The organism is Saccharothrix sp. BKS2, from assembly GCF_047689505.1.
GTDB classification, from domain to species: domain Bacteria; phylum Actinomycetota; class Actinomycetes; order Mycobacteriales; family Pseudonocardiaceae; genus Actinosynnema; species Actinosynnema lopnurensis.
In genome coordinates, this window is the sequence record NZ_JAUQOL010000018.1 from 77,171 (window position 1) to 100,575 (window position 23,405).

A 23,405-nucleotide genomic window follows, 5' to 3' on the forward strand; every position below is an offset into this window, starting at 1 on the left:
CTCGTTTCGCGGGACGCCCCGGCAGGCATCCTGCAAGCGTGACCGAGACCCTCGGGGCGGGCCGAGCCGCCATCACCCACGTGCCCCTGTCCGCCGCGCCGCTCCCACCGCTGGACACAACGATCGAACCGTGGCCGGGTGACTACGTCGAGGTCGCCGGGCACCGGGTGCACGTCCGGCGCACCCCGGGAGGAGGCGTCCCGGGAGGAGGCAGCTCGGCAGGAGGCAGCTCGGCAGGGGGCACCCGGACGGCCGTCTACGTGCACGGCCTGGGCGGCTCGTCGACCAACTGGACCGACCTGGCCGCCCAGCTGTCCGGCTACGCCGAGGGCCACGCCCTCGACCTGCCCGGGTTCGGCCGCTCCGAGCCGATCCACGGCTACGACTTCCGGATGCTCACCCACGCGGAGGTGGTCATCGGCTACCTCGACTCGCTCGGCGCGGGCCCGGTGGACCTGTTCGGCAACTCCATGGGCGGCGCGATCACCCTCATGGCCGCCGCGACCCGCCCCGACCTGGTGCGGACGCTGACCCTGGTCTCGCCCGCCGTGCCGGACCTGCGGCTGAGCCTGCGCCGGGTGTCCGACCCCCGGTTGCCGCTGGCCTTCCTGCCGGTCGTGGGCGCCCGCGTGCGCGAGCAGCTGGCCGCGCTGACGCCGCGCGAGCGGACCCACCAGATGCTGCGCCTGTGCTTCGCCGACCCCTCGCTGGTCCCGGACAACCGCATCCGGCAGAGCGAGGACGAGTACGTCGAGCGGTCCGCGCAGGCGTGGGCGGGCAACGCGCTCAACCGCAGCACGATCGAGCTGATCCGGACCTGGCTGGTGCCCCGGTCCAGGTCCCTGTGGCTGCTGCCGCCGAAGGTCACCGCCCCGGTGCTGGTCATCTGGGGTGCGGAGGACCGGCTGGTCAGCGTGCGCAAGGCGCCGCGGGTCGCCCGGATGCTGCCGCGCGGGCGGCTGCTGGTGCTGCCGCGCACCGGGCACGTGGCGCAGATGGAGCGCCCGGTCTCCGCGGCCCGCGCCGTGCTCGGCATGTGGGAGGCGGCCGACCGGGGCGAATGGTGAGGTGGATCGGTTCAGCACCCAGGTCACCGGGGTCGGGGCGATCACCGCGGTTGTGGCACCCTGGTGGGCGTGAACCGGACGACGCAGGGCACGGCGTCTCCCGGGGGTTCCTCCCCGGGTGACCGGCCGTCGCTGTCCGAGGACCGCTACCGCCGGGGCGCGCGGCGCACCGGGGCCGACCCCCTGGCCGCCTCGTGGGAGCCCGCGGGCCGCGCGCCGCGCCGGCGCCGCCGCGGGGTCAAGGGCCTGGTCGCGAACTACGGCTGGCGGATCTACGCGGTGCCCGTGCTGCTGGTGCTGACCGCGCTGGTGGTGCTGGACACCGCCACGCCGGGGGGCACCGGGCAGGACGCCGAGGCCGGGTCGCCGCCCGGCGACCAGGCCGTGCTCACCACCTCCGCCGGGCCCGCGGCCAGCGAGAAGCCGCCCGCGGACATCGACCTGAAGAACTTCCCGACCGCCGTGCTGCCCGAGGGCCCGAGGTACTCCGAGCAGGGCGCGGGCACCTGGCAGGTCGTCCCCGGCCAGACCGACAAGGTCGGCGAGGGCCGGCTCTACCGGTACGACATCGCCATCGAGGACGGCGTGGAACCCGTGGACTTCGGCGGCGACCGCGAGGCGTTCGCGCGCACCGTCGACTCCTTCCTGGCCGACCCGCGCAGCTGGGTGGGCACCGGCCAGGCGTCGATGCAGCGGGTGGAGGGCGGCGACGTCGACTTCACCATTAGCCTCACCACCACCAACACCACGCACGCCATCTGCGGCTACTCGATCCAGTTCGAGTCCTCGTGCTGGCACGAGCCCACCGGTCGGGTGATCATCAACGTGGCCCGCTGGGTGCGCGGCGGCAAGGTCTACGGCAACGACATCACGGCCTACCGCACCTACGCGATCAACCACGAGGTCGGGCACGTGCTGGACAACCAGCACGTCGGCTGCGCGGAGAGCGGCAAGGCGGCGCCGGTGATGATGCAGCAGTCGTTCGGCGTGGCCAACGACTACGTCGCGCAGCTCAACTCGGTGCCCGGCGGCGACTCCGGCGCCGTGCCCGCCGACGGCAAGGTGTGCACGCCCAACCCGTTCCCGGTGTCCCCCTGAGTGATCCCTCCGGGAGGCCTTCCCGGGGACCCCTCCGGGACGTCCCGAGGCGTGGGACGACTTCCCGGGCGGGAAGACGCCGGGGCAGGCTGGTGTTGTCCGTCGGTAGAGGACATGTTTCGTCGAGGAGGACTCAGATGGCGCTTCCGCCGCTCGTGGAGCCCGCAGCGGAGCTGACCAAGGAGGAAGTCGCGCGGTACAGCCGCCACCTGATCATCCCCGACGTCGGGGTCGACGGTCAGAAGCGGCTGAAGAACGCGAAGGTCCTGGTGGTCGGCGCGGGCGGACTGGGCAGCCCGGCCCTGCTGTACCTGGCCGCGGCGGGCGTCGGCACGCTCGGCGTGGTCGACTTCGACGTGGTCGACGAGTCGAACCTCCAGCGCCAGGTCATCCACGGCCAGTCGGACGTCGGCAGGCCGAAGGCGGAGTCGGCGCGGGACTCGGTCGCCGAGATCAACCCGTTCGTGAAGGTGGTGCTGCACCAGACGCACCTGAGCTCGGAGAACGCGCTCGACATCTTCCGGGACTACGACCTGATCCTGGACGGCACGGACAACTTCGCCACCCGGTACCTGGTCAACGACGCCGCCGTGCTGCTGGGCAAGCCGTACGTGTGGGGCTCGATCTTCCGGTTCGAGGGCCAGGTCAGCGTGTTCTGGGAGGACGCGCCGGACGGGCAGGGCCTGAACTACCGCGACCTCTACCCCGAGCCGCCGCCGCCCGGCATGGTGCCGTCGTGCGCCGAGGGCGGGGTGCTGGGCGTGCTCTGCGCGTCGATCGGCTCGGTCATGGTCACCGAGGCGATCAAGCTGCTGACCGGCATCGGCGACCCGCTGCTGGGCCGGCTCATGATCTACGACGCGCTGGAGATGTCCTACCGGACCATCAAGATCCGCAAGGACCCGGAGAGCGTGAAGGTCACCGAGCTGATCGACTACGACGCGTTCTGCGGCGTGGTCTCGGACGAGGCCCAGCAGGCCGCGGCGGGCAGCACCATCACCCCGCTGGAGCTGAAGCAGAAGCAGGAGGCGGGCGAGAACTTCCTGCTCGTCGACGTCCGCGAGCCCCACGAGTACCAGATCGTGAAGATCCCGGGCTCGGTGCTGATCCCGAAGGACCGGATCCTGTCGGGCGAGGCGTTCGCGGAGCTGCCGCAGGACAAGCAGCTGGTGCTCAACTGCAAGACGGGCGCGCGGTCGGCGGAGGCGCTGGCGGCGCTGCACCGGGCCGGGTTCAAGGACGCCGTGCACGTCGGCGGCGGCGTGATCGCCTGGGCCCGCCAGGTCGACCCGAGCCTGCCTACCTACTGAGCGGACGGACGGGGGCGGGGTCGTCGTCGCGACGGTCCCGCCCGCCGTCCGGGTCCCGCCCGCCGTCCCGGTCCCGCCGTCCGCGCGACCCGCACGGGTACCCCCGGCCACGCGCGACACACCCGGGAGCGGACGCGGCGCGGGTGGTTCTGGTCACAGCGCCTACCCCGCTGCTGAAACCGCATTATTGCGGTTAGGCCGAACGCGTGGACACCACAGGTTGCCGTCGCGAGGTCCACCACCGAGACGGCCGGTGCAGGTAGCGTGCCGGCCGTGAACCCGTCTCCGGAGCCGCCACCGTCGCACGTGCGCGCCGCGTTCGGCGCGCGGGACGCCGAACCGGAGCTGATCGACGGCGGCCCCGTGTGGAAGTGCGGCGACGCCGCCGTCCGGCCCGCGGGCAAGCCCGCCGAGGCCACCTGGGTCGCCAAGACCCTCGACGCGCTCGACGTCGACAACCTGCGCGTGGCCAGGCCGCTGCGCTCCACCGACGGCCGCTACGTGGTCGGCGGCTGGGCGGCCACCAGGTACCTGTCCGGCCGCGCCGAGCCCCGGCACGACGAGGTCGTCGAGGTCGCCGTCAAGCTCCACCAGGCCACCGCCGGGCTGCCCAAGCCGCGGTTCCTCGACGCCCGCGCCGACCTGTTCGCCGCCGCCGACCGCCACGCCTGGGACGAGCAGCCCGTCGAGCTCGACCCGGAGCTGGGCGGCCGGCTGTTCGAGCAGCACGCGGCCGGGCGCAAGCCGATCGCGCTGCGGCCGCAGGTCGTGCACGGCGACCTGTTCGGCACCGTGCTGTTCGCGGGCGACGCGCCGCCCGCCATCATCGACTTCAGCGCCTACTGGCGGCCCGCGCCCTACGGGGCGGCGGTCGTCGTGGTCGACGCGCTCGCGTGGGGCGGCGCGGACCCCGGCATCCTGGGCCGGTGGGCCCACCTGGAGGAGTGGCCCCAGGTGCTGCTGCGCGCCGTGCTGTTCCGCCTCGCGGTGCACGCCCTGCACCCGCGCTCGGGCCCCCGGTCGCTGGTCGGGTTGGAGCGCGCCGCCGCGCGGGTGGCCGAACTGCTGTGACCTCACCCGCGCCCCGCGCGCGCTGAGCAGTCAAGTTCGCGTGGACGAAACACCGCGCGTTCTGGCGTTAACAGCCCGTTCTTACCGTCGGGCGGGTGACCGACTCCACCGCCGCCGGCCCGCCCGTGCTCGACGCACCCCGCGCGCGAGCGGCCGGGGCAGGCACCGACACCCACTGCCCGTACTGCGCCCTCCAGTGCGCGATGACCATCACCGACGGCCGGGTGACGCCGCGGGAGTTCCCGACCAACCGCGGCGGCCTGTGCCAGAAGGGCTGGACCTCCGCCGCGCTGCTGACCTCGCCCGCCCGGCTCACCACGCCGCTGGTCCGCCGCGACGGCGTGCTCCAGCCCGCGACCTGGGACGACGCCCTCGACCTGGTCGCGGAGAAGCTGGCCGCGCTGCGGGCGGCCCACGGGCCCGACGCGGTCGGCGTGTTCGGCGGCGGCGGGCTCACCAACGAGAAGTCCTACCTGCTGGGCAAGTTCGCCCGGGTCGCCCTGGGCACCTCCCAGATCGACTACAACGGCCGGTTCTGCATGTCCAGCGCCGCCGCCGCGGGACTGCGGGCGTTCGGCCTGGACCGCGGGATGCCGTTCCCGGTAACCGACCTCGACCGCGCGGACGCCGTGCTGCTGGTCGGCGGCAACCCGGCCGAGACCATGCCGCCGTTCGTGCAGCACCTGCGGGGCGCCGAGCTGATCGTGGTCGACCCGCGCCGCACGGCGACCGCCGAGCTGGCCACCCTCCACCTCCAGCCCGCCCCCGGCACCGACCTGGCGCTGGCGCTGGGCCTGCTGCACACCGCGGTCGCGGACGGCCGGCTGGACCGCGACTACCTGGCCGAGCGCACCACCGGCTTCGACGACGCCTGGCGGATCGCCGCCACCTGGTGGCCCGAACGGGTGGAGCGGGTCACCGGCGTGCCGGTGGCCGACCAGCGGGCCGCGGTGCGGATGCTCGCCGAGGCGGGCAGCGCCTACGTGCTCACCGGCCGCGGCGCCGAGCAGCACGCCACCGGCGCGGACACCGTGTCGGCGTGGATCAACCTGGCGCTGGCGCTGGGCCTGCCCGGTCGGCGCGGCTCCGGCTACGGCTGCCTGACCGGCCAGGGCAACGGCCAGGGCGGTCGGGAGCACGGCCAGAAGGCCGACCAGCTGCCCGGCTACCGCAGGATCGACGACCCGGCGGCCCGCGAGCACGTCATGGGCGTCTGGGGCGTGGACGAGCTGCCCGGTCCCGGCCGGTCCGCCTACGAGCTGCTCGACGCGCTCGGGCAGCCCGGCGGGCCCAAGGCGCTGCTGGTGTTCGGCAGCAACGTGGTCGTCTCCGCCCCGCGCGCCGGGCACGTGACCGACCGGCTGGCCGCGCTGGACCTGCTGGTCGTGTGCGACCTGGTGCTGTCGGAGACGGCCGCGGTCGCCGACGTCGTGCTGCCGGTCACCCAGTGGGCCGAGGAGAGCGGCACCATGACCAACCTGGAGGGCCGGGTCCTGCTGCGGCGGCAGGCGGTGCCGGTGCCCGAGGGGGTGCGGAGCGACCTCGACGTGCTGCGGGGCCTGGCCACCCGGCTCGGGCAGCCCGCCGAGCGGTTCCCCACCGAGCCCGAGGTGGTGTTCGACGAGCTGCGCCGGGCCTCCGCGGGCGGCGCGGCCGACTACTCCGGCGTCACCTACGACCGCCTGCGCGCCGGCGAGGCGCTGCACTGGCCCGTGGTCGACCGCAGCACCCCGCGGGTGTTCCTGGACCGCTTCGCCCACCCCGACGGCCGGGCCCGGTTCACCGCGGTCGAGCACCGCGGCCCCGCCGAGCTGCCCGACGCCGACTACCCGCTCCAGGCCACCACCGGCCGGGTGCTCCAGCACTACCAGTCCGGCGCGCAGACCCGGCTGGTGGCCGAGCTGAACGCCGCCGAGCCCGAGACCTACGTGGAGGTCCACCCGGACACCGCGGCCCGCGCGGGCCTGCGCGACGGCGACCGGGCGGCCGTGGTGTCGCGGCGCGGCCGCACCCTGGCGCGGGTGCGCTGCGTGCCGTCCCTGCTGATCGACGTGGTCTTCCTGCCCTTCCACTACGCCGGCGACGGCCGGGCCAACCTGCTGACCAACCCGGTGCTGGACCCGACCAGCCGGATGCCCGAGTTCAAGGTGTGCGCGGTCCGATTGGAGACGGTATGAGGAACGTTGTCGTCGTGGGCTACGGCATGGCCGGCGCCCGGCTGGCCGACGAGATCCGCCGTCGCGACCCCGGCGCCGACCGGGTCGCGGTGACCGTGCTGGGCGACGAGGACCACCCCGCCTACAACCGGGTGCTGCTGTCCAGCGTGGTGGCCGGGTCGCTGACGGCGGACGCGGTGCGGCTGCACGACGCCGACTGGGCCGCCCGCCACCGCGTGGACCTGCGGCTCGGGGAGCCCGTCAGCAAGATCGACCGCACCCGGCGGGTGGTGCACGTGGGCGACGGGGAGGTGCCCTACGACGCGCTGGTGCTGGCCACCGGCGCGCGGTCCTGGGTGCCGCCGACCGAGGGGCTGCTCGACGGCGACGGGGCGATGGCGCCGGGCGTGGTGGCGTTCCGGTCGCTGGACGACTGCGCGCTGATCGTGGAGAAGGCGTCGCCGGGCACGCCGGTCGCGGTCATCGGCGGCGGGCTGCTCGGCCTGGAGGCCGCCCGCGGCCTGGCCGGCCGGGGCTGCCTGGTCACCGTGGTGCACCCGGTCGGGCACCTCATGGAGCGCCAGCTCGACCCCGGCGCGGGCCGCGTGCTCGCCAGGACCCTGGAGGGGCTGGGCATCGAGTTCCGCCTCGGCGCGCTGGCCGGCCGGTACGTGCCGGGGGAGGGCCTGGAGCTCGTCGACGGCACCTCCGTGCCCGCCGACCTGGTCGTGGTGTCCGCGGGCGTGCGGGCCGAGACGGCGCTGGCCGAGCAGGCGGGCCTGGAGGTCGACCGGGGCGTCCTGGTCGACGACGCGCTGCGCACCAGCGACCCGCGCGTGCACGCCATCGGCGACTGCGCCCAGCACGTCGGCACGGTGTCCGGCCTGGTCCAGCCCGCGTGGGAGCAGGCCGCCGTGCTCGCCGACCGGCTCACCGGCGCCGCGCCCGCCGCCCGTTACGCGGGCACCACCGTGGTGACCAGGCTCAAGGCGCGCGACGTCGACCTGGCCGCGCTGGGCGACGTGCACGTCGACGTGGACTGCCCGGACGCCGAGGTGCTGTGCTTCCAGGACCCGGCGCGCGGCCGCTACGCCAAGCTGGTGCTGCGCGACGACCGGGTGACCGGCGCGATCGTGCTCGGCGCGCCCGACGCGGCGGCGGCCATCACCCAGCTCTACGACCGCGGCCTGGCCGCGCCCACCGACCGCCTGGCCCTGCTGCTGGGCCGCGCGCTGCCCACCGCGGGCGGCGGCGAGGCCAGCCCCGCCGACCTGCCCGCCTCCGCCGTGGTCTGCCGCTGCAACACGGTCAGCAAGGGCCAGCTGGTCGGCGCCTGGCGCGCCGGCGCCACCACCGTGTCGGCGCTGGCCGAGGTCACCCGGGCGGGCACCGGCTGCGGCGGCTGCAAGGACGCGGTGTGCGGCATCGTCGACTGGCTCGCGGCCTCACAGCCGCAGCCCGCGTGATGTGCGGGGGAGTTGTCGGCCGCGACACCTCGTCCAACGCGGGGGTAACAGGCCGTTCCTACTGTTCCAACCAGTGCAGGCCGGTGTCCGGGAGGGTTCTTTGAGCACGGTGGTGGAGACCGAGGTGGCGCCGCGGGGCGAACGCGGCGGGCGGTGGATCGAGCACTGGGAGCCGGAGGACCCGGCGTTCTGGGAGCGCACCGGGAAGCGCGTGGCGCGCAAGAACCTGGTGCTGTCGATCCTGGCGGAGAACCTGGGCTTCACGGTGTGGAGCCTGATGAGCATCGTGGTGGTGAGCCTCGGGCAGGTCGGGTTCGCCTTCTCGGTCGGCCAGCAGTTCTGGCTGCTGATCGTGCCCAACCTGGTCGGCGCGGTGCTGCGGGTGCCCTACACGTTCGCGGTGCCCCGCTTCGGCGGGCGGGCGTGGACCACGATCAGCGCGGGCCTGCTGCTGGTGCCCTGCGCCATGCTGATCGCCGCGGTGGTGAACCCGGGCACGCCCTACTGGTTCTTCCTGCTCACCGCGGCCGCCATGGGCTTCGGCGGCGGCAACTTCTCCTCCTCCATGGCGAACATCTCGTTCTTCTACCCGGAGGGCCGCAAGGGCCTGGCGCTGGGCCTGAACGCGGCGGGCGGCAACCTCGGCGTGGCCGTGGTGCAGCTGGTCGTGCCGATGGTCATCACCCTCGGCGCGGGCGTGAACCTCGCCTACGCGGCCGTGTTCTGGATGCCGTTCATCGTGGTCGCCACCGCCTGCGCGTGGTTCCTCATGGACAGCCTGGTGCAGGCCAAGCCGGACGGCACCTCCTACCGCGCGGCGATGTCCAACAAGCACACCTGGGTGATGTCGTTCCTCTACATCGGCACGTTCGGCTCGTTCATCGGCTTCTCGTTCGCGTTCCCGTCGCTGATCAGGCTGAGCTTCGCCGACCACCGGGAGTTCGTCGCCCTGGCGTTCCTGGGCGCCCTGATCGGCTCGGTGAGCAGGCCCTTCGGCGGCTGGCTCGCGGACAGGTTCGGCGGCGCGCGGATCACCCTGCTGACCTTCGTCGGCCTCGGGATCGGCACGGTCGGCGTGCTGGCCAGCACCGAGGTCGGCAGCTTCCCGCTGTTCTTCGGCTCGTTCACCTGGCTGTTCGTGCTGGCCGGCATGGGCAACGGGTCCACCTACCGGATGATCCCGGCGATCTTCGCCACCCAGGTCGCGGACCTCGCCCCGGCCAGGCGGCAGGCCGCCGCGGTGGTCGGCATCGCGGGCGCGGTCGGCGCGTTCGGCGGCGTGCTGGTCAACCTGGTGTTCAAGTTCTCGCTGGAGGGCAGCGGGACGCTCGCGCCCGCCCTCACCGCGTTCCTCGCGTTCTACGCGCTGTGCGTGACCACGACGTGGTGGTTCTACCTGCGGCGGCGGGTCTTCGTCCGGGTGCCGAGCCTGGCCCACGCCGGGGTCTGACGCACACCGCGTCGACGTGCGACGTGAGGCTGCTTTAACGCCTGCGCAACATTCGCGACCTCGGTGCGACACGGCGCCCGGTGAGCATGGCCGGGCAGGAGGAGGGATTGGTCCATGACTCGAACGCTCGTGGTGGTCGGTCACGGCATGGTCGGGCACCGCCTCGTCCAGGCGCTGCGGGAGAAGGACGCGACCGACCAGTGGCGGGTCGTCGTCTTCGCCGAGGAGAACCGCCCCGCCTACGACCGGGTCGCCCTGTCCTCCTACGTCGACACCCGGGACGCGTCCTCCCTCGCGCTGGCGCCGCACGACGACCTGGTCGAGCTGAACCTCGGCGACCCGGTCGTGGGCCTCGACCCGGCCGCCCGGGAGGTCCGCACCGCCTCCGGGCGGGTGCTGGGCTACGACGCGCTGGTGCTGGCCACCGGCTCGGTCCCGTTCGTGCCGCCGGTGCCGGGCCGCGACCTGCCCGGCTGCCACGTCTACCGCACCATCGAGGACCTCGACGCCATCCGCGCCACCGTGGAGGGCGCGGTGCGGTCCCACCGCGCCGGGCGGCGCGCGGGCATGGTGCTCGGCGGCGGGCTGCTCGGCCTGGAGGCGGCCAACGCGCTGCGCGGCCTGGGCATCTCGCCGCACGTGGTGGAGCTGGGCCCCCGCCTGATGCCGCTCCAGGTCGACGAGGGCGGCGCGGGCCTGCTCAAGCGGCTGGTGGAGAAGCTCGACCTGACCGTGCACACCGGCACCTCCGCCTCCGCCATCGAGCGCGACCGGGGCCGGCTCATCGCCAGGCTGTCCAACGGCACCGAGCTGGACCTCGACGTCGTGGTGTTCTCCGCGGGCATCCGGCCCCGCGACGAGCTGGCCCGCGCGGCGGGCCTGGCCGTCGGCGAGCGCGGCGGCGTCCTGGTGGACGAGGCGTGCCGCACCTCCGCCGAGGACGTCTACGCCGTCGGCGAGTGCGCCAACCTCGACGGCGTCGTCTACGGCCTGGTCGCGCCGGGGTACTCCATGGCGGAGGTGGTCGCGGACCGGCTGCTCGGCGGCGGCGCCGCGTTCCCCGGCGCCGACACGTCCACCAAGCTCAAGCTCCTCGGCGTGGACGTGGCCTCGTTCGGCGACGCGCACGCCCGGCAGGAGGGCGCACTGGAGGTCGTGGTCAACGACGCCGTCGCGGGCACCTACGCCAAGGTCGTGGTCTCCGACGACGCGCGGACGCTGCTCGGCGGCGTCCTCGTCGGCGACGCCTCCCGGTACCCGGTGCTGCGGCCGCTGGTGGGCCGCCCGGTGCCCGGCGACCCGGTGTCGCTGATCGGCCCGGCGGGCGGCGTGGAGCTCACCCTGCCGAACGACGCGCAGGTCTGCTCGTGCCACGCGGTCACCAAGCAGCACGTCGTGGACGCGGTGACCTCCGGCGACGCGGTGGACGTGCCCGGCATCAAGGCGTGCACCAGGGCGGGCACCGGCTGCGGCTCGTGCGTGCCGATGCTGAAGAAGCTGCTGTCCGAGTGCGGCGTGGAGCAGTCCAAGGCGCTGTGCGAGCACTTCGACCAGTCGCGCGCCGAGCTGTTCGAGGTCGTCCGGTCCACCGGGATCACCACGTTCTCCGAGCTGATCGACCGCTTCGGCCGCGGCCGGGGCTGCGACCTGTGCAAACCCACCGTCGCCTCGATCCTGGCGTCGCTGGACCGCGGCCACGTGCTGGGCGGCGAGCAGGCCGCGCTCCAGGACACCAACGACCACTTCCTGGCCAACATCCAGCGCAACGGCACCTACTCGGTGGTGCCGCGCATCCCCGGCGGCGAGATCACCCCGGAGAAGCTGATCGTCATCGGCGAGGTGGCGCGCGACTTCGGCCTCTACACCAAGATCACCGGCGGGCAGCGCATCGACCTGTTCGGCGCGACCGTGGACCAGCTGCCGCGGATCTGGCGGCGCCTGGTGGACGCCGGGTTCGAGTCCGGCCACGCCTACGGCAAGGCGCTGCGCACGGTGAAGTCCTGCGTGGGCACCACGTGGTGCCGCTACGGCGTGCAGGACTCGGTGGGCCTGGCGATCGCGCTGGAGCTGCGCTACCGCGGCCTGCGCTCGCCGCACAAGCTCAAGTCCGCCGTGTCCGGCTGCGCGCGCGAGTGCGCCGAGGCGCGCGGCAAGGACTTCGGCATCATCGCCACCGAGAACGGCTGGAACCTCTACGTCGGCGGCAACGGCGGCTTCACCCCGCGCCACGCCGACCTGCTCGCGTCCGACCTGGACACCGCGACCCTGGTCCGGCTGATCGACCGGTTCCTGGTGTTCTACATCCGCACCGCCGACCGGCTCCAGCGCACCTCCGCGTGGATCGAGGGCCTGGAGGGCGGCCTGGACCACCTGCGGGCGGTGGTCGTGGACGACAGCCTCGGCATCTGCGCCGACCTGGAGGCCGCCATGGCCGGGCACGTGGCCGGCTACGCCGACGAGTGGCGCGGCGTGCTGGAGGACCCCGAGAAGCTGGCCCGGTTCACCTCGTTCGTCAACGCGCCGGGCACTCCCGACCCGACCATCTCCTTCCGCGAGGAGCGCGGCCAGAAGGTTCCGGTCCTGCTGGGGCTCCCGGCCCCGGGCGGGAAGAACGACCCGGTGGAGGTTTCCCGATGACACCCGTCTGCGCGTTGAGCGCCCTGCTGCCCGACCGCGGCGTCGCCGCCCTGCTCCCGGACGGGACGCAGGTGGCCGTGTTCCTGACCTCCGCCGGGACGGTGCACGCGCTCGGCAACATCGACCCGTTCAGCGGCGCGGCCGTGCTGTCGCGCGGCCTCGTCGGCGACCGGGGCGGCGTGCCGGTGGTGGTGTCGCCGGTCTACAAGCAGGCGTTCGAGCTGTCCACCGGCACGTGCCTGGACGACCCGGCCGCGGTCGTGCCCGCGCACCCGGTGGAGGTCGTCGACGGCGTGGTGCTGGTCGGGCCGGCCGACGGGGCCCCGGTGGGCGACGTCGTCCGGGCCGGTTCGGCGTGACCGCCGCCCCGCTGGCCGGGTACACGATCGGCGTGACCGCCGCCCGGCGGGCCGACGAGCTGGGCGCGCTGCTGGAGCGCAAGGGCGCCACCGTGCTGCACGGCCCCGCGATCCGCATCGTGCCGCTGCCCGACGACGCGGAGCTGCTGGCCGCGACCCGGACCGTGGTGGAGGAGCCGGTGGACGTCGCCGTGGCGACCACCGGCATCGGCTTCCGCGGCTGGGTCGAGGCCGCCGAGGGCTGGGGCCTGGCCGCGCGGCTGCTGACCAGGCTGTCCGGCGCGACGGTGCTGGCCCGCGGCCCCAAGGCCCGGGGTGCCGTCCGCGCCGCCGGCCTGGTCGAGGAGTGGTCGCCGGAGGGCGAGAGCAACGCCGAGCTGCTGGACCACCTGCTGCGCGCCGGGGTGGCGGGCAAGCGCATCGCGGTGCAGCTGCACGGCGAGCCGCTGCCGGAGTTCACCACGGCCCTGCGGGACGCGGGCGCGCACGTGGTCTCGGTGCCCGTCTACCGGTGGACCGGGCCGCAGGACCCGGCGCCGCTGGAGCGGCTGCTGGAGGCCGTGCTGGCGCGCCAGGTGGACGCCCTGACCTTCACCAGCGCGCCCGCCGCCGCGTCCGTGCTGCGCACCGCCGAGCAGCTGGGCCGGCGCCCCGAGCTGCTGGCGGCGCTCCGGCGGGACGTCCTGGTGGTCGGGGTGGGCTCGATCACCGCCGCCCCGCTGGTGCGGGCCGGGGTGCCGGTCGTGCAGCCCGCCCGCGCCCGCATCGGCGCGCTGGCCCGCGAGCTGACCCTGGAGCTGCCCGCGCGGGCCACCCGCCTGCGCATCGCCGCGCGCGACGTGGAGCTGCGCGGCCAGGCCGTGGTGGTCGACGGCGAGCTGCGCCCCGTGCCGCCCGCCCCGATGGCCGTGCTGCGCGCGCTGGCCGCCGCCCGCGGCCGGGTGGTCCCGCGCCGCGACCTGCTGGCCGCCCTGCCCGGCGGCGGCGAGGAGCACGCCGTGGAGACCGCCATCGGCCGGCTGCGCACGGCCCTGGGCGAACCGCGCATGGTGACCACCGTGGTCAAGCGCGGCTACCGCCTGGCCGTGGACCCCGCCGGGGTGGCCGTATGACCCTCGTCCTGGTCGCCCACGGCACCCGCGACCCGGCCGGCGCCGAGGTCGTCGAGGAGATCGCCGCGGGGGTCCGCGCCCGCCTGGGCGGCGTGCCGGTCCGCGTCGCCTACGCCGACGTCCGCCGACCCGACGTCACCACCGTCCTCGCCGCCACCCCCGGCCCGGCCGTGGTCGTCCCCGCCTTCCTGGCCGCCGGCTACCACGTCCGGGTGGACATCCCCGCCCAGGTGGCGGCCTCCGGCCACCCCGCCGCCACCATCACCGACCACCTGGGCCCGGCCCTCCTCCCGGCCCTGCTGTCCCGCCTCGCGGAGGCGGGCCACCGCCCCGGCGACCCGGTCGTCCTGGCCGCCGCAGGCTCCTCCGACCCCCGCGCCCTGGCCGACGTGCGCGCCACCGCGACCGCCCTCTCCCACCACGTGGGCCCGGTGGCCATCGGCTACGCCGCCACCGCCACCCCGCGCATCACCGACGTGGTGGCCCGCACCCCGGGCCGCGTGGCCGTCGCCTCCTGGCTCCTGGCCCCGGGCCTCTTCCACCGCACCGCCACCACCTCGGGCGCCCCGGTGGTCACGGCCCCCCTGGGCGCCCACCCCCGCGTCACGGAAGCCGTCCTCCTGCGCTACCACCAGTCCCACCACTCCCGCCCCGCAGCCTGACCACCCCTCAGGCGTTCCCAACCGCAGAACCAGGCGTCGCGAACGTAGAACTCGGGTGTCGCGAACGTGGGACACGGTGGTCCTGAACGTACGACTCACCCGACCTGAACGTACGACTCGCGAGGTCTGAACGTACGACTCGCGCGAGTCGTACGTTCAGGACCGGCGTGTCGTACGTTCGGAACGCGCGAGTCGTACGTTCGCGACCACCGTGTCCCACGTTCAGGACCCCCGAGTTCAACACTCGCGCGGAATAGTTGAGGTTTCAACCAGGTTGACGCGGGTGTGCCGCCCGAACCAGGGCGGCCGGCCGAAGGAGGCAGCCGTGCCCGCCGTCACCGCCGACACCCTCACCCTCCCCCGCCTCCCCGACCTGCCGCAGACCGCCACCGCGTGGCGGCCGGTGCGCGAGGTCGTCCGGGCCCGGGAGTTCCTGGAGGGCGAGGGCTTCCGGGTCCGCCGCCCCTTCCCGGGCGTCGGTCTCGCCAACGCCGACCCGTTCCTGCTCCTGGACCACATGGGCGCGGTCGAGTACGGCCCCGGCGAGGCCAAGGGCGCGCCCTGGCACCCGCACCGCGGCTTCGAGACCGTCACCTACATGATCGACGGCGCGCTGGAGCACCGGGACTCCGCGGGCGGCGGCGGCCTGATCACCGACGGCGGCACCCAGTGGATGACCGCGGGCAGCGGCGTCCTGCACTCCGAGCTGCCGCCGCAGGACGTCGTCGCCCGGGGCGGCCTGTTCCACGGCGTCCAGCTGTGGGTCAACCTGCCGCGCGCCGAGAAGTGGACCCCGCCCCGCTACCAGGACATCGCCGCCCGCGACACCACGCTGCTGTCCAGCGGCGACGGCGGCGCGCTGGTCCGCCTCGTCGCCGGTGACGTGGCGGGCTTCCGCGGCCCCGGCGCGACCCGCACCCCGATCACCTACCTGCACGCCACGCTCAGCCCCGGCGCCCGCCTCGACCTGCCGTGGCCCGAGGACTTCACCGCGATGGTCTACGTCCTCGCCGGCCGCGGCACGGTCGGCCCCGAGCGCCGCCCGCTCGACGAGGGCCACCTCGCCGTCCTGGGCCGGGGCGGCGCCCTGACCGCGCACGCCGCCACCCCGTGGGACGTGCTGGTGCTGGGCGGCCTGCCCCTGAACGAGCCCGTCGCGCGCTACGGCCCGTTCGTGATGAACACGCGCGCGGAGATCATCCAGGCCATCGAGGACCACCAGGCCGGGCGACTCGGGCGGACCCAGGTCCCCCACGTCACCGCGGCGGACGAGGAGCTGTCATGACCGACGTCGTCGAACTGCTGCGCCGGGGCCGCGGTTTCCTGGCCGCGGGCGACCCCAGCGGCGCCGCCCGCTACCTCGCCGAGGCCGCCGAGCAGGCCCCGCGCGACCGCACCGTGCTCACCGAGCTGGCGCTGGCGCACTTCCGGTCCGCCTCGCTGGGCCGGGCCGAGCGCGTGCTCACCGAGCTGGTCGGGCTGGACCCGGCCGACGGCTACGCCCGCCTGCTGCTGGGCCGCACGCTCAGCCGCCTGGGCCGGCACGCCGAGGCGCTGCCCCAGCTCAAGCTGGCGGCCGCGCTGACCGGCGACCCGGAGGTCGAGCGGGAGGTGGCGCGCGTCCGGGCGCGCGTCACCCCGGACGTCACCCCGGACGTCACCCCGGACGTCACCCCGGACGTCACCCCGGACGTCACCCCGGACGTCACCACAGCCCCGGAGGCTCCTCCTCGGGCTCCGTGACGGCCTCCTCCCACCGGTACCTGCGCAGGTCGACCTTGCCCTCCCGGTCGACCACGCCCTCCTCGCGCAGCCGTTGCAGCTGCTCCTCGGCGATGTGGGGCGCGCAGGTGCCGTTGGCGCGCAGCACCCGGTGCCACGGCAGGTCGTGGCCGTCGCCGTTGAGGACCTGCCCGACCAGCCTCGGCGACGGCGCGCGCGCCAGGTCGGCCACGTCACCGTAGGTGGCGACCCGCCCGGCGGGGATGGAGCGCACGACCTCCCGCACCGACTCGTGCAACTGTTCGTCCACGCCGATCAGCATTCCACGGCCTGCCGCCCGCGGGTCTGTCGGTGCGACGTGGTTCCATCTCCTGCCGTGGTGGTCAACAGGGCGCCGTTGCTGGTGCGACCGGAGCGGCGGGAGGAACCCCGCCGCGACTGGGACGCGCCCGCGCGGCAGGTGTTCGCGCACCCCGGCGGGCCGCTGCGGGTCCTCGGCGGCCCCGGCACGGGCAAGACGACGCTGCTGGCCGAGGTCGTCGCCGACCGGGTGCGGCGCGGCGGCGCGGACCCCGAGCAGGTGCTGGTGCTGGTGGCCAACCGGCGGGCGGCCGAGGCGATGCGCGCCCACATCACCCGCCTGCTGGCCGGGCCCGCGACCGACGGCGTGCTGCCCACCACCCAGGAACCGCTGGTGCGCACCGTGCACTCGTACGCGTTCGCGGTGCTGCGCGCCCAGGCGGTGCTCAACGGCGAGCCCGCGCCCCGGCTGCTGTCCGCCCCCGAGCACGACGCGGTGCTGCGCGAGCTGCTCGCGGGCGACGTCGACATGGGCGCGCCGAGGTGGCCCGCCCGGCTGCGGCCCGCGCTGACCCTGCCCGGCTTCGCCCAGGAGCTGCGAGACCTGCTGCTGCGCGCCGCCGAGCGCGGCCTCGCCCCCGAGGACCTGACCGAGCTGGGCCGCAAGCACGCCCGCGAGGAGTGGATCGCCGCCGGCCTGTTCGGCACCCAGTACGAACAGGTCAACCTGCTGGCCAGCAGCGGGCAGGGGCACGCGCCGTCCTACGACGCGGCCGAACTGGTCGGCAGCGCGCTGCTGGCGTTCGAGACCGAGCCCGTGATCCTGGAGGCCGAACGGCGGCGCGTCCGGCACCTGCTCGTCGACGACGCGCAGCACCTCGACCCGCTCCAGCTGGAGTTCCTCCGCGTGCTGGGCGACACCGCGCACGAGTTCGTCCTGGCCGGCGACCCCGACCAGGCGGTGTTCTCCTTCCGCGGCGCGGACCCGACCCTGCTCGGTCGGGCGCCCGGTCCCGCGGTGGTGCTGCGGCGGGGCCACCGGATGGCGCCGGAGATCCGCGCCGCGGTGGGCCGGCTCGCGTCCCGGCTGCCGGGCGCCTCGCCCGCCCGCGAGGTGGAGCCGGCCGACGGCGAGGGTCACGTGCAGGTGCGCCTGTTCGCCTCCGCGGCGCAGGAGGCGAGCTGGGTGGCCGACCAGCTGCGCCGCGCGCACCTGGTGGACGGCGTGCCGTGGTCCGGGATGGCGGTGGTGGCGCGGTCCGCCACGCGGGTGCTGCCGGTGCTGCAACGCGCCCTGCTGGCCGCGGGCGTGCCGGTGGCCGTGCCGCACGACGAGCTGCCGCTGGCCCAGCAGCCCGCCGTGCTGCCGTTCCTGGCGCTGCTGCGCTGCGCGGCCGTGCCCGGGTCGCTCGACGAGGACACCGCGGCGATGCTGCTGTCCTCGCCCCTCGGCGGCGCGGACCCGCTGGCGCTGCGCCGGCTGCGGCGCGGCCTGCGGCGGCTGGAACTGGCCGCGGGCGGCGACCGGGCCAGCGGCGAGCTGCTGGTGGAGGTGGTCGAGCAGGACGACCGGCTGGCCGCGCTGGAGGACGCCGAGGCGCTGCCCGCGCGGCGCGTCGCCGGCCTGCTGCGCCGGGTCCGCAAGGCCATCGCGGACGGCCTGACCGTCGAGCAGGTGCTGTGGGAGCTGTGGCAGGGCACCGGGCTGGAGCAGCGGTGGGTGGCGCAGTCCGCGCGCGGCGGCCTCGGCGGCAGGCAGGCCGACCGGGACCTGGACGCGGTCGTGGGCCTGTTCGAGGCGGCCGCCAGGTACGTGGACCGGCTGCCCGGCGCCGGCGCCGACGGGTTCGTCGACTACCTGGCGATGCAGCAGATCGTGGGCGACACCCTGGCCCCGGCCGCACCCGTCGGCGAGGCGGTGTCGGTGCTCACCGCGCACGCCGCCGCCGGTCGCGAGTGGACGGTCGTGGCGGTGCCGGGCGTGCAGGAGGGGAGCTGGCCGGACCTGCGGCTGCGCGGGTCGCTGCTGGGCGTGGAGCGGATGCTCGACGTGGTGGCGGGCGTGCAGGCCGACACGGTCTCGTCGATCGCCCCGGTCCTGGCCGAGGAACGGCGACTGCTGCTCGTCGCCGCCAGCCGCGCCCGGCGGTCGCTGCTGGTCAGCGCGGTGCGCGGGGAGGACCTCCAGCCGTCGCGGTTCCTCGACGAGATCGAGGAGCTGTCCACCGGCGCGCCCGAGCGGGCGGTGTTCACCCCGCAGCGCGGCCTGGTGCTGGCCGAGCTGGTCGGCGAGCTGCGGCGGGTGGTGTGCGACGACGACGAGCCCGACGAGCGCCGGCGGCGGGCGGCGGACCAGCTGGCGCGGCTGGCCGCGGCGGGCGTGCCGGGCGCGCACCCAGACGCCTGGTACGGCCTGGCGGACGTGACCACGGACGACCCGCTGTGGACCGAGGAGCACACGGTCAGCGTGTCGCCGTCCACGGTGGAGGTGCTGACCAGGTGCCCGCTGCGGTGGGTGGTCGAGCGGCACGGCGGCCAGGACCCGGCCGAGCTGGCGTCCGTCACCGGCACCCTCGTGCACGCCCTGGCGCAGGCCGCCGCGGCCGGCGCGGACGAGAAGGAGCTGCGGGTCAAGCTGGACGAGGCGTGGGCGGCGGTGGACGCGGGCGCGCCCTGGTTCTCCCGGCGCGAGCGGATGCGCGTGGAGCGGATGCTCGACACGTTCCTCGACTGGCTCGCCTCCAGCCGCTCCCAGCTCACCCAGGTCTCGGTGGAGGAGGAGATCTCCGTCGAGGTGCCCCGCAAGGACGGCGGCCCGGGGCTGCGGGTGCGCGGCCGCGTCGACCGGCTGGAGACCGACCGGGAGGGGCGGCCGGTGGTGATCGACGTGAAGACCGGCAAGAACCCGGTGACCAGGAAGGAGGCCCAGGAGCACCCCCAGCTGGCCGTGTACCAGCTGGCGACCGCCCTGGGCGGGTTCACCCACCTCGGCCTCGGCACCGACCCGGGCGGCGCGCGGTTGCTCTACGTGGCCAAGGAGAACAAGAAGACCGGCGCGGCCGAGCTGGAGCAGGCGCCGCTGGACGAGCAGGGCGTGCGGGTGTGGCTGGAGGCCGTGCAGGTGGCCGCCGGGTCCAGCGTCGGCCCCTCCTACCGCGCGGCGGAGAACGCGGACTGCGACCGGTGCCCGGCCCGCACCTCGTGCCCGATCCACTCCTCGGGGCGGCAGGTCAGCCAATGAGGACGGCTGTGAGCAGGCAATAGTCCGCCGTCCTGCGGGTCGCCGTAGGTAGCTGGGCGTGATGTCGAAGAATGCCCCCTTGTGGTCGTGCCGGGTGGGGTCGAACGAGCGGGTGAGCCGGGGGAGCTCGCCGGCCCGTTCGAGGTCGCCGAAGCCCTCGGGCTGCCCCGCCCGACGCCCGAGCAGGCCGCCGTGGTCTCCGCGCCGGGAGCGCCCGGCCTGGTCGTGGCCGGCGCGGGCGCGGGCAAGACCGAGACCATGGCCGCGCGCGTCGTCTACCTGGTCGCCAACGGCTTCGTCACGCCCGAGCGCGTCCTGGGCCTGACCTTCACCCGCAAGGCCGCCCGCCAGCTGTCCGAGCGGGTGCGGTCGCGGCTGCGGCGCCTGGCCGGGTCGCCGCTGCTGGACCGGCTCGACCCGAGCGGCGAACGCCGCGCCGCCGTGCTGACCACCGAACCCGTCATCCTCACCTACCACGCCTACGCGGGCCGGCTCGTCGGCGAGCACGGCCTGCGGCTGCCCGTCGAACCGGGCGTGCGGCTGCTCACCGAGACCGCGGCGTGGCAGCTCGCGCACCGCGTGGTGTCGACGTGGGGTGAGGACATCGACACCGACAAGGTCCCGGCCACCATCACCAACTACCTGATCGCGCTGGCCGGCGAGCTGGGGGAGCACCTGGTCGAGCCGGACCTGCTGAGCCGGCACGCGGAGCGGCTGGTGCGGGCGATCGAATCGGCGCCCAGGACCACGCGGCAGGGCGCCGCGCTGCCGCAGTCGTTGCAGGCCGTGGTCGACGCCCAGCGGCTGCGCGCGGGCCTGCTGCCGCTGCTGGAGGCGTACCAGGCGCGCAAGCGGCGCGAGGCGGCGATGGACTTCGCCGACCAGATGTCGCTGGCCGCCCGGCTCGCCCAGGAGCACCCCGAGGTGGCGCGCGGCGAGCGCGAGCGGTACGGCGCGGTCCTGCTCGACGAGTACCAGGACACCGGCCACGCCCAGCGCGTGCTGCTGCGGTCCCTGTTCGGCCGGGGCGAGCCCATGCCGGTCACCGCGGTGGGCGACCCGGCGCAGGCCATCTACGGCTGGCGCGGCGCGTCCGCGGCCAACCTGCCCCGGTTCGTGCACGACTTCCCGCCCGCCCGCAAGTACGGGCTGCTCACCAGCTTCCGCAACCCGCCCGAGGTGCTGACCCTGGCCAACGCCGTGTCCGCGCCGCTGCGCGAGATGGGCCTGGACGTGGAGGAGCTGCGCGCCCGCGACGGGGCGGGGCCCGGCGACGTGCGCGTGGCCCTGTTCGACGACGTGCGCCGCGAGCTGGACTGGGTGGCCGAGACCGTGGCCGCGCAGTGGGAGGCGCACCTGGACACCAGCGACGAGCCGCCGACCGCGGCCGTGCTGGTCCGGCGGCGCTCCGACATGGCGGCCATCGCGGCGGCGCTGCGGGACCGCGGCCTGCCGGTGGAGGTCGTCGGCCTGGGCGGGCTGCTCGACGAGCCCGAGATCCGCGACCTGCTCAGCGCCCTGCGGGTGCTGGTGGACCCCCTGGCCGGCACCGCGGCCGCCCGCCTGCTCACCGGCTCCCGGTGGCGGGTCGCGGCGCGCGACCTGGCGGCGCTGTGGGCGCGGGCCCGCGAGCTGGCGGGCGCGCCCACGCGGCAGGCCGTCGTGGACGACCCGCTGTCCGTGCTGGCCGACGCCCTGCCCGGCGAGCACGCCGAGCAGGCGGGCCTGGCCGACGCCCTGGACGACCCGGGCGACCCGACCGCGTACTCGGCCGAGGGCTACCGCCGGATCCGCCGGCTGGGCGCCGAGCTGTCGGCGCTGCGCCGGCGCCTGGACCAGCCGCTGCCGGAGCTGGTCGCGGACGTGGAGCGCACGCTGCTGCTGGACATCGAGGCCCTGTCCCGCCCCGGCGGTGTCGGCCGGGCGCACCTGGACGCGTTCGCCGACGTGGTCAACGACTTCGCCGCCGCCAGCCCGTCCGCGACGCTGCCCACGCTGGTCGACTACCTGCACACCGCCGAGCAGGCCGAGGACGGCCTGGAACCGGGCGAGGTGGAGGTGGCCGAGAACCGGGTGCAGGTGCTGACCATGCACTCGGCCAAGGGCCTGGAGTGGCACATCGTGGCCGTGCCGCACGTGGTGAAGGACGTGTTCCCGGGGCGCAAGAAGTCCTCGTCCTGGCTGCGCACGGTGCCGGAGCTGCCGGCGGACCTGCGCGGCGACGCGGAGGACCTGCCCACGCTGTGGCTCTCGCCCGACCACGACCGCAAGGAGGTGGAGGAGGCGCTCGTCGGGCACGAGGCCGACTTCGACACCCGGCGGCTGGTCGAGGAGCGCCGGCTGCTGTACGTGGCGCTGACCAGGGCCGAGCACAGCCTGCTGGTGTCGGGGCACTGGTGGGCCGAGACGGGGGACCGGCCCAAGGGGCCCTCGACGTTCCTGACCCAGATCCGCGCGGCGGTGCTGGCGGCGGAGCACCCGCCGGCGGACATCGCGGTCTGGGCGCCGCCGCCGGAGGAGGACGCGCCCAACCCGCTGGCCTCGCAGACCAAGTCGGCCCAGTGGCCGGCCGACCCCCTGGGCCGGCGCCGCGCGGCGGTGGTGGAGGGGTCGGAGCTGGTGCTGTCGGCGCTGGAGCGCCTGCTCGCCGAGCCCGAGCCCGCCCCGGTGCCCGCCGAGGCCCGCGCGGTGGCCGTGTCCGGCCACACCGTGGACGTGGTGCTGCCCGAGGAACCGGCCCCGCCGGCCCCGTTCGACGAGCCGTCCTCCCCCGCCGAGCCGCCGGTTTCCGACGGGGCGGCCTCTTTCGGCGAGCCGCCCCCGGTCCCGTTCGACGAGCTGCCCCCCGAGCCGCCCGACTTCGAGCCGCCACCCGACCCCGGACCGGCGGCCGACCACGCGTCACCGCCGGACCTCGCGTCGCTGCCCGACTTCGAGCCGTCCCCCGATGTCGTCGAGGAGCAGGCCGGGGCGGCGCCCCCGGAGGCGGCCCCCGACACCCCCGAGGACGACCCCGAGGGCTGGTCCCGCGACGTCGACGTGCTCCTGGCCGAACGCGCCGCCGCGGCCGACCGCCGGGAACGCGTCCTGCTGCCCGAGCACCTCACCGTCAGCCAGCTGGTCGAGCTGGCCGACGACCCCGACCGGCTGGCCCGCCGCCTGCGCCGCCCGCTGCCGTTCCCGCCGAACCCGCTGACCCGCCGCGGCACGGCGTTCCACACGTGGCTGGAGCAGCGGTTCGGCGCGAGCCGGCTGTTCGAGCTGGACGAGCTGCCCGGCGCGGCCGACGAGGGCGCCGCCCCCGACTCGGACTTCGGGCGCCTCCAGGAGGCGTTCCTGGCCAGCGGCTGGGCCCGGCGCACCCCCTACGACGTGGAGGTGCCGTTCGAGGCGGAGATCGAGGGCATGTCCGTGCGCGGCCGGATGGACGCGGTGTTCGCCGACGAGGACGGCGGTTGGACCGTGGTCGACTGGAAGACCGGCTCGGTGCCGGAGGAGGAGCGCCTGCCCGCGCTGTCGGTGCAGCTGGCGGCCTACCGGCTGGCCTGGGCGGCGCTTACCGGCACGCCCGTGGAGAAGGTGCGCGCGGCGTTCCACTACGTCCGCCACGACCGCACGCTGCGCCCGGCCGACCTGCTGGACGTCGAGGGCCTGCGCGACCTGGTCCGCTCGGTGCCGGACTAGCCGGTTCGGCCCTGCGGGCGGCTTCCCGGGTGGCTCGGTCGAGCGGTTCGGTCCGGTCGTTCGGTCGAGC

General features: G+C 75.4%; 16 protein-coding genes. 15 read left to right on the forward strand and 1 reads right to left on the reverse strand.

Annotated elements, in window-relative coordinates; translation table 11 throughout:
• The first annotated feature begins 38 nt into the window (after positions 1 to 38).
• The 13 genes from Q5530_RS32165 (at position 39) to Q5530_RS32225 (ending at position 16,131) form a co-directional block, all read left to right on the forward strand.
• Positions 39 to 1,067, forward strand: coding sequence for an alpha/beta fold hydrolase (locus tag Q5530_RS32165; protein ID WP_415366570.1), 1,029 nt, complete (start codon positions 39 to 41; stop codon positions 1,065 to 1,067).
• 69 nt (positions 1,068 to 1,136) lie between these two features.
• On the forward strand, positions 1,137 to 2,165 hold the full coding sequence (locus Q5530_RS32170; RefSeq protein ID WP_380638473.1) for a DUF3152 domain-containing protein: 1,029 nt from the start codon (positions 1,137 to 1,139) through the stop codon (positions 2,163 to 2,165).
• Positions 2,166 to 2,302: 137 nt separating this feature from the next.
• A complete protein-coding gene (moeZ, locus tag Q5530_RS32175) occupies positions 2,303 to 3,475 on the forward strand; it encodes an adenylyltransferase/sulfurtransferase MoeZ (protein ID WP_415366571.1) in 1,173 nt (390 codons plus the stop codon).
• 273 nt (positions 3,476 to 3,748) lie between these two features.
• Positions 3,749 to 4,546 carry a TIGR02569 family protein gene (locus tag Q5530_RS32180; protein WP_415366572.1) on the forward strand — a complete coding sequence of 266 codons (798 nt, stop codon included), beginning with the start codon at positions 3,749 to 3,751 and terminating at the stop codon, positions 4,544 to 4,546.
• 203 nt (positions 4,547 to 4,749) lie between these two features.
• Positions 4,750 to 6,723 (forward strand): molybdopterin oxidoreductase family protein, encoded by a 1,974-nt coding sequence (locus Q5530_RS32185; RefSeq protein WP_415366630.1) that lies wholly within the window; start codon positions 4,750 to 4,752, stop codon positions 6,721 to 6,723.
• On the forward strand, positions 6,720 to 8,168 hold the full coding sequence (locus tag Q5530_RS32190; RefSeq protein WP_415366573.1) for an FAD-dependent oxidoreductase: 1,449 nt from the start codon (positions 6,720 to 6,722) through the stop codon (positions 8,166 to 8,168). Before Q5530_RS32185 ends, Q5530_RS32190 begins: the two co-directional genes overlap by 4 nt.
• 100 nt (positions 8,169 to 8,268) lie before the next feature.
• A complete protein-coding gene (locus Q5530_RS32195; RefSeq protein WP_415366574.1) occupies positions 8,269 to 9,618 on the forward strand; it encodes an MFS transporter in 1,350 nt (449 codons plus the stop codon).
• A gap of 114 nt (positions 9,619 to 9,732) precedes the next feature.
• Positions 9,733 to 12,255: a nitrite reductase large subunit NirB gene (gene nirB, locus Q5530_RS32200; protein ID WP_415366576.1), complete on the forward strand. Its 2,523-nt coding sequence runs from the start codon at positions 9,733 to 9,735 to the stop codon at positions 12,253 to 12,255.
• The gene (gene nirD, locus Q5530_RS32205) at positions 12,252 to 12,614 is read left to right on the forward strand and encodes a nitrite reductase small subunit NirD (RefSeq protein ID WP_415366577.1); all 363 of its coding nucleotides are present in this window, start codon (positions 12,252 to 12,254) and stop codon (positions 12,612 to 12,614) included. Before nirB ends, nirD begins: the two co-directional genes overlap by 4 nt.
• Positions 12,611 to 13,726: a uroporphyrinogen-III synthase gene (locus Q5530_RS32210; RefSeq protein ID WP_415366578.1), complete on the forward strand. Its 1,116-nt coding sequence runs from the start codon at positions 12,611 to 12,613 to the stop codon at positions 13,724 to 13,726. The genes nirD and Q5530_RS32210 overlap by 4 nt, the downstream gene beginning before the upstream one ends.
• Complete coding sequence (locus tag Q5530_RS32215) at positions 13,723 to 14,388, forward strand: sirohydrochlorin chelatase (RefSeq protein ID WP_415366579.1); 666 nt, start codon at positions 13,723 to 13,725, stop codon at positions 14,386 to 14,388. Before Q5530_RS32210 ends, Q5530_RS32215 begins: the two co-directional genes overlap by 4 nt.
• Positions 14,389 to 14,713: 325 nt before the next feature.
• Positions 14,714 to 15,673, forward strand: a complete 960-nt coding sequence (locus Q5530_RS32220; protein WP_415366580.1) for a pirin family protein — start codon at positions 14,714 to 14,716, stop codon at positions 15,671 to 15,673.
• A complete protein-coding gene (locus tag Q5530_RS32225; protein ID WP_415366581.1) occupies positions 15,670 to 16,131 on the forward strand; it encodes a tetratricopeptide repeat protein in 462 nt (153 codons plus the stop codon). Before Q5530_RS32220 ends, Q5530_RS32225 begins: the two co-directional genes overlap by 4 nt.
• Here Q5530_RS32225 and Q5530_RS32230 read toward each other — a convergent pair.
• A complete protein-coding gene (locus Q5530_RS32230; RefSeq protein WP_380638484.1) occupies positions 16,094 to 16,420 on the reverse strand; it encodes an MGMT family protein in 327 nt (108 codons plus the stop codon). The two genes, Q5530_RS32225 and Q5530_RS32230, sit on opposite strands and share 38 nt — an antisense overlap.
• Before the next feature lie 66 nt (positions 16,421 to 16,486).
• Here Q5530_RS32230 and Q5530_RS32235 point away from each other — a divergent pair, with 66 nt between their 5' ends.
• Together Q5530_RS32235 and Q5530_RS32240 are read left to right on the forward strand one after the other, a co-directional pair.
• Positions 16,487 to 19,651 (forward strand): ATP-dependent helicase, encoded by a 3,165-nt coding sequence (locus Q5530_RS32235; RefSeq protein ID WP_415366582.1) that lies wholly within the window; start codon positions 16,487 to 16,489, stop codon positions 19,649 to 19,651.
• Positions 19,652 to 19,738: 87 nt separating this feature from the next.
• Entirely contained in the window at positions 19,739 to 23,335 is a 3,597-nt protein-coding gene (locus tag Q5530_RS32240; RefSeq protein WP_415366583.1) for a UvrD-helicase domain-containing protein, read from the forward strand.
• Positions 23,336 to 23,405 lie beyond the last annotated feature (70 nt).